8 protein-coding genes are annotated in these 7,004 nt (G+C 70.2%); 2 read left to right on the forward strand and 6 right to left on the reverse strand.

What is annotated here, in order from left to right; all coding sequences use genetic code 11:
* The 6 genes from CH341_RS20580 to fabD all read right to left on the reverse strand — a co-directional run.
* Positions 1–386, reverse strand: a 386-nt coding sequence (locus CH341_RS20580; protein ID WP_342635026.1) for a YicC/YloC family endoribonuclease, incomplete at its 3' end; no start/stop codon positions are given.
* Positions 387–578: 192 nt separating this feature from the next.
* Positions 579–1,844 carry an endolytic transglycosylase MltG gene (gene mltG, locus CH341_RS20585; protein WP_111420854.1) on the reverse strand — a complete coding sequence of 422 codons (1,266 nt, stop codon included), beginning with the start codon at positions 1,842–1,844 and terminating at the stop codon, positions 579–581.
* 304 nt (positions 1,845–2,148) lie between these two features.
* A complete protein-coding gene (fabF, locus tag CH341_RS20590; protein WP_111420855.1) occupies positions 2,149–3,414 on the reverse strand; it encodes a beta-ketoacyl-ACP synthase II in 1,266 nt (421 codons plus the stop codon).
* 227 nt (positions 3,415–3,641) lie between these two features.
* Positions 3,642–3,881 carry an acyl carrier protein gene (locus CH341_RS20595; RefSeq protein ID WP_111420856.1) on the reverse strand — a complete coding sequence of 80 codons (240 nt, stop codon included), beginning with the start codon at positions 3,879–3,881 and terminating at the stop codon, positions 3,642–3,644.
* Positions 3,882–4,120: 239 nt separating this feature from the next.
* Positions 4,121–4,858, reverse strand: a complete 738-nt coding sequence (gene fabG, locus CH341_RS20600) for a 3-oxoacyl-[acyl-carrier-protein] reductase (protein ID WP_111420857.1) — start codon at positions 4,856–4,858, stop codon at positions 4,121–4,123.
* Entirely contained in the window at positions 4,858–5,823 is a 966-nt protein-coding gene (fabD, locus tag CH341_RS20605) for an ACP S-malonyltransferase (protein WP_111420858.1), read from the reverse strand. The genes fabG and fabD overlap by 1 nt, the downstream gene beginning before the upstream one ends.
* Positions 5,824–6,157: 334 nt before the next feature.
* Here fabD and rpsF point away from each other — a divergent pair, with 334 nt between their 5' ends.
* A complete protein-coding gene (gene rpsF / locus CH341_RS20610; RefSeq protein WP_111420859.1) occupies positions 6,158–6,646 on the forward strand; it encodes a 30S ribosomal protein S6 in 489 nt (162 codons plus the stop codon).
* A gap of 5 nt (positions 6,647–6,651) precedes the next feature.
* On the forward strand, positions 6,652–6,900 hold the full coding sequence (gene rpsR, locus CH341_RS20615) for a 30S ribosomal protein S18 (RefSeq protein WP_111420860.1): 249 nt from the start codon (positions 6,652–6,654) through the stop codon (positions 6,898–6,900).
* Positions 6,901–7,004: the final 104 nt, after the last annotated feature.

Consider the following 7,004-nt stretch of genomic DNA (forward strand, 5'->3'; position numbering starts at 1 on the left):
CGGCGCTCGTCCTCGCTCTCGTCGGCTTCGGCGACCTCGACGACGCCCTTGATGGCCAGGATGCCGTCGAGCCGCGGCGGCTCTGCCTCGACGCGGCCGCGCAGCCCCTTGAGGGTCGACAGCACGGCCGACAGCACGGCTTCGTTGACCCGCACCACCGGCTGGGCGCCCGGCCGGTCGACGGTCAGATTGGCGTAGACGGTGCCGCGGGTGAGCGCCTCGGCCGCGCGGGCGCGCGCCGGCGGCTCCACCGCGTCCCAGCCGGGCGGCATCCGCAGCCGCAGGTCGAGCCCCTTGGCATTGACCGACTTGATCTCCCAGGCGAACGAATACGGCCCGCTGGTGCCTTGGCTGCGGGCGAAACCGGTCATGCTGGACAAGGCCATATCGGGTTCTCGCTCCGGGAGAGGCCGGACGGCCCGACCGGGCCGCCATCCGGTCGGCATAGAAGACCGGGCGAGTCCCGACAAGCCGTTCGGCCGCCGGGCTGCCGCCCGATCGACGACGGAGCGGCGACGAAGCAACGGCCAGGACGGCGGGCCAGGACCGTGACGGTCGCGCGGCCGAGCCGCCGCGGCTCAGCGCGCCGGCTGCGTCTGCGGTCGCGGCTCGGAGCGACGGGCCGGCGGCGACGGGCGCGGGGCGGCCGGCGTGGCCGCGGCAGCGGGCGCAGGCGTGGGCGCCGACGGTGCGGCGGGTGCCGAGGCGGTCGCGCCGCCGTCGCGCTGCGCCTGCTCGAGCGCCCGCAGCTTGGTCACCGAGCGCTGGTGCTGGTCGAGCGTCTCCGAGAAGGCGTGCCCCCCGGTCCCGTCGGCGACGAAGTACAGCTCCTTGGTGCGGGCCGGATTGGCCGCCGCCTCGAGCGCGGCGCGGCCCGGATTGGCGATCGGGCCCGGCGGCAGTCCGTCGATCACATAGGTGTTGTAGGGCGTCGGCTGCTCGATCTCGCTGCGCATGATCGGCCGGCCGAGCGTGCCCTTGCCGCCGACCAGGCCGTAGATGATGGTCGGGTCCGACTGCAGCCGCATGCGCTGCTTGAGGCGATTGACGAAGACGGCGGCGACGCGGGTGCGCTCCTCCGGCTTGCCGGTCTCCTTCTCGACGATCGAGGCCAGCGTCAGGAGCTGCTCCGGCGTGCGCAGCGGCAGGTCCGCGCTCCGATGGTCCCACACCTCCTGCAGGACGCGGCGCTGGGCCTGCTGCATGCGCTGGATCACCTGCTCGCGCGGCGTGCCGCGCACCACCCGGTAGGTCTCCGGGAGCAGCGCCCCCTCGCGCGGAATCTCGCGGACATTGCCGGACAGCATGTCGGACTCGAGCAGACGCTGGACCATCTGCTCGGAGGTGAGGCCCTCCGGCATCGTCAGCGAGTGCTGGACCACCTTGCCTTCGACCAGCGTGTTGATCACGTCGCCGAGCGTCGCCTGCTTCTGGAACAGATACTCGCCGGACTTCAGGTCGTCTCGTGCCTTGCGGACGATCACGGCGCCGACGAAGGTCCAGGGCTGATCGATCACGCCCTCGCGCACCAGCTGGTCGGCGATGTCGCGGATGCCGGAGCCGCGCGGGATGTTGACGGTCTTGTCCGCGGCGAGCGGACCGACGTCGTCGAGCCGCTGCTTGCCGATCCACACCGCGCCGCCGACCACCAGCGCGACCAGCACCAGGAACGTGAAGATGGCATTGCCGACGACGACGATCGGATGACGGGCGCGGGCCGAGCGCCGGGTCGGAACGGGGATGCGCTCGGGCTCGAGCGCAGCACGGGGGCTGCGCGGGGCGATCCGCTTCGACTCGGTGGCGGGCGGAGCGCCCGAACCGGGCGGCGTATCCAGATTGCTCATCGTTCAGTCGGCTCCAGGACCGGTGGGACCGTTCGAGAACCCGCGACCTCGGCGAGCCTCCCCGGTGGGGCGTGACGATCGCGTCCGACGATCCGACGGGGCGTGACCGCGGCCGTGCCGCGCCCCGATCGGGTCGCCGTCGGATCGACTAATACCCTTGAGATTGTGGCCAATTTATCGAGCACGCCGGCCTCCGATCGGAACCCGGCGCGGCATGTGACGGCCACCGACGCCGGCGCTCTCGCGAGAGGGCCCCGGTCGTGGCGGCTGCCGGTCCGGGCGGTGGAACCGTCCGGACGATGCTCTACTGGACGGTGCGCCGGAACACGAGCGACGCGTTGGTGCCGCCGAACCCGAACGAGTTCGACAGCGCGACATTGATCTCGCGCCGCTTCGCCTGGTGCGGGACGAGGTCGATCGGCGTGTCGACCGAGGGATTGTCGAGATTGATGGTCGGCGGGGCGATGCCGTCCCGCATGGCCAGGATGGTAAAGATCGCCTCGACGGCGCCGGCGGCGCCGAGCAGATGGCCGACCGAGGACTTGGTCGACGACATCGACACCCGGCCGGCGTCGTTGCCGACGATCCGCTGCACCGCGCCGAGCTCGATCTCGTCGCCCAGCGGGGTCGAGGTGCCGTGCGCGTTGATGTAGTCGATCTCCGAGGCCGAGATGCCGGCCCGCTTGATCGCCATCGACATGCAGCGGAAGGCGCCGTCGCCGTCTTCGGCCGGCGCGGTGATGTGATGGGCGTCGCCGGACAGCCCGTAGCCGATCACCTCGGCGTAGATCTTGGCGCCGCGCGCCTTGGCGTGCTCGAGCTCCTCGAGAATCACGACGCCGGCGCCCTCGCCCATCACGAAACCGTCGCGGTCGCGGTCGTAGGGTCGCGAGGCGCGGGTCGGCTCGTCGTTGAAGCCGGTCGAGAGCGCGCGGCAGGCGGCGAAGCCGGCGAGCGAGATGCGGCAGATCGGCGACTCGGCGCCGCCCGCCACCATCACGTCGGCATCGCCCAGCATCACCAAGCGGGCGGCGTCGCCGATCGCATGCGCGCCGGTCGAGCACGCCGTCACGACGGCATGGTTCGGGCCCTTCAGGCCGTGCGCGATGGAGACGTAGCCGGAGGCCAGATTGATCAGCCGTCCCGGGATGAAGAAGGGCGAGACGCGACGCGGACCGCGCTCCTTCAGCAGCACGGCGGTCTCGGCGATGCCCTCGAGGCCGCCGATCCCGGAGCCGATCATCACGCCGGTGTTGATCTGGTCGTCGCGCGTCGCCGGATGCCAGCCCGAATCGTCGAGCGCCTGCCTGGCCGCCGCCATCGCGTACACGATGAAGTCGTCGACCTTGCGCTGCTCCTTCGGCTCCATCCACAGATCGGGATTCCAGGTGCCGTCGGAGCCATCGCCGCGCGGCAGCGTGCAGGCGATCTTGGCCGGCAGATCCGCGACTTCGAACTTGTCGATCTTGCGGGCACCGCTCTCGCCGGCGAGCAATCGTTTCCACGACGCCTCGACGCCGCATGCCAGCGGCGTCACCATGCCCAATCCCGTGACGACCACGCGCCTCATGTCACATGTCCCGCACCGGCCGGTTCGCCGCGTCCCGCTGCAACCCGTGTCGGGCGGTTCGACCGCGCAACGGTCGCTCGCATCCGACCGCGGCTCTCCGCCGTGGACGGAGTACCAGGCCCGATCTGATCAGGAACCAGTGCGGGCCTTATCGGCGACGAACAGCAGCGACGTCGGGCGGGGAAGCGCCGCAGGCGCATCGGCCTGCGGCGACGGCGTTCGGCAGTTCAGCTCTTGGCGTTCTTCTCGAGGAATTTGACGGCGTCACCCACCGTCAGGATGGTCTCGGCGGCGTCGTCGGGAATCTCGCAACCGAACTCCTCCTCGAACGCCATCACGAGTTCGACGGTATCGAGGCTGTCGGCGCCCAGATCGTCGATGAAGCTCGCGCCCTCGGTCACCTTGTCGGGCTCGACGCCGAGGTGCTCCACGACGATCTTTTTGACCCGCTCGCCAATATCACTCATTGCTAACCCTCGTGCTTTCGGCATTTGGCCGGGCGCATTGCATCAGCAAATGCGGTCCGGCGGCCTCGATCTTGATGGACGCTGTTGAACGCTCATCCGGCCAAGGGGTACATGCCGTCGCCCCAGCCCCGTCGCACTTCCTCGTCCAGCCCAACGGATCGGTTATCATACTTCATCAGGCTTGACCAGAAGCGCAGGGAGGGCCGCGCGCAATCCTTGTACGGACCGAAAAAACCCTGTCAGATCATTACCATCCCACCATTTACGTGCAGCGTCTGACCGGTCGTGTAGGCGGCCTGATCCGAGGCGAGATAAACCACCGCGGCGGCGATCTCGTCACTGGTTCCGAGGCGCCCCGCGGGGACTCGCGACAATACGGTCTCGCGCTGCTTGTCGTTCAGCACGTCGGTCATCGCCGTGGCGATGAACCCGGGTGCGACGCAGTTCACCGTGATGCCGCGCGAGGCGACCTCCTGGGCCAGCGCCTTGCTCATGCCGATCATGCCGGCCTTGGCGGCGGCGTAGTTGCCCTGCCCCGGATTGCCGCTGACGCCGACCACCGAGGTGATCGAGACGATTCGGCCGAAGCGCCGGCGCATCATGCCTTTCACGGCGGCGCGCGCCAGCACGAAAGCGGCCGTGAGATCGACCGCGATCACGTCGTCCCACTCGGCGTCCTTCATGCGCATGAAGAGGTTGTCGCGCGTCAGCCCGGCATTGTTGACCAGGATGTCGAGCTGGCCCAGCGCCGCCTCGGCGGCCGGGACGAGCGTCTCCACCTCGCTGCGGTCGGCGAGATTGCACGGCAGCACGTGAACCCGGTCACCGAGCGCGGCGGCGAGCGCCTCGAGCTTGTCGGCCTTGGTGCCGGAGATCGCGACCGTCGCACCCTGCTGGTGCAGGGCGCGGGCGATGGCGCCGCCGATGCCGCCGGTCGCGCCGGTGACGAGCGCGGTCTTGCCGCCGAGATCGAACATCACGCGGCGCCCTGGCGCAGCGCGCTGCGAGCCGCCACGAAGGTCGCGACGTCGGCGGGCGAGCCGATCGCCGCGCCGATCGCCCCTTCGGCGATGCGCTTGACCAGCCCGGTCAGCACCTTGCCGGCCCCGACCTCGTAGAAGCTGGTGACCCCGGCCTTCGCCATGAAGGCGACCGATTCGCGCCAGCGCACCGTGCCGGTGACCTGCGCGATCAGCGCCTGGACCAGCGCCGACGGCTCGGTGATCGGGGCCGCCAGGACGTTGGCGACGACCGGGACGACCGGGCGGCGGACCGTGATGGACTGCAGGGCCTCCGCCATCGCGTCGGCGGCGGGCGCCATCAGGGTGCAATGGAAGGGGGCGGACACGGGCAGCAGGGTCGCGCGCTTGGCGCCGCGCCCCTTGGCGATCTCCACGGCGCGCTCGACCGCGGCCTTGTCGCCGGAGACCACCACCTGGCCGCCACCGTTGTCGTTGGCGGCCTGGCAGACGGCGCCCTCGGCGGCCTCGCGGGCGACCTCGGCGGCCGCCTCGAACTCCAGCCCGAGCAGCGCCGCCATGGCGCCGACCCCGACCGGCACGGCCTTCTGCATGGCCCGCCCGCGGGTCCGCACCAGCCGCGCCGTGTCGGCGATCGAGATCGCGCCGGCGGCGGCGAGCGCCGAGTATTCGCCGAGCGAATGGCCGGCGACGAACATGGCGTCACGGGAGAGATCGACGCCGGCCTCCTGCTCGAGCACGCGCAGCGCGGCGAGCGAGACCGTCATCAACGCCGGCTGGGCGTTCTCGGTCAGCATCAGCGTCTCGGCCGGGCCCTCGAAGACGATGCTGGAGAGCTTGTCGCCGAGCGCCTCGTCGACCTCGTCGAACACGGCCCGCGCGACCGGGAAGTTCTCCGCCAGCGCCTTGCCCATGCCGACGGCTTGGCTGCCCTGGCCGGGGAATACGAATGCGACCGCCATGTGTTCCCTCCATCAATCGGGCGCTAAGTCGCTGTGAGGGGCCTTAAAGTCAAGTGGGGCTGACACTTACTACGGCCGGAGCGGCCCTTCCACCAACCGATCGACAGGTTCCCGGCTTGCGTTTCCGGGCGAAAACCGTATAAACGCGCGCTTCGGCTCGGCTCCGGCCGGGGGCTGAACGGACGGCTGTGCGATCCTCACGGGTTGCCCGGCAGGACCTTTCGAGGGTTCGGCGTCCCGTGTTCCCGCCTTCAGAGCTTCCATTCGCGCCTTTCCCGAAGGGCACGAAGGGCTTCGCGTCGGACGAGCCGCCACGAACCAGGAAAGGCATTCCATGCCGTTGTACGAGCATGTCTATCTCGCGCGCCAGGATCTCTCGGCGCAGCAGGTGGAAGAGCTGACGACCCAATACAAGGGCGTCATCGAGGGGCTGGGCGGCTCCGTGTCCAAGGTCGAGTATTGGGGCGTGAAGTCCCTGACCTACCGGATCAACAAGAACCGCAAGGCGCATTTCACCCTCCTGAACGTCGACGCGCCGGCCGCGGCGATTGCCGAGGTCGAGCGTCAGCAGCACATCAACGAGGACGTCCTGCGCGCCATCACGGTGAAGGTGGACGAGCTCGAGGCCGGTCCGTCCGCCATGATGCGCAAGTCCGATCGCGATCGCGACGATCGCGGCGACCGCCGTCCGGGCGACCGGGATCGCGGCGATCGGGACCGGGGCGACCGCGGTGATCGCGGCCCGCGCCGTGACCGCGACGCCCCGCGCGGCCCGCGCGAGGACCGCGTCGAGACCGCCGAAGTCGAAGCCACCGAGGAGTGAGCGCCATGGCCATGCAATCCGCCGGCGGCGCCCGCCGTCCGTTCTTCCGTCGCCGCAAGACCTGCCCGTTCTCCGGCGCCAACGCGCCGAAGATCGACTACAAGGACGTGCGTCTGCTGCAGCGCTACATCTCGGAGCGCGGCAAGATCGTGCCGAGTCGCATCACCGCGGTATCGGCCCGCAAGCAGCGCGAGCTCGCGCGCGCCATCAAGCGCGCCCGCTTCCTCGGCCTGCTGCCCTACGTGATCCGCTGATCGGATCGCACCGGCCGGCGTGAGCCGGTGGGCCGGCGTGAGCCGGCCACGACGACATTCCGGCCCGCTTGCCCTGAGGCATCGCGGGCCGGTTCTCTGGTTGG

The organism is Rhodoplanes roseus (assembly GCF_003258865.1).
Taxonomy (GTDB): Bacteria; Pseudomonadota; Alphaproteobacteria; order Rhizobiales; family Xanthobacteraceae; genus Rhodoplanes; species Rhodoplanes roseus.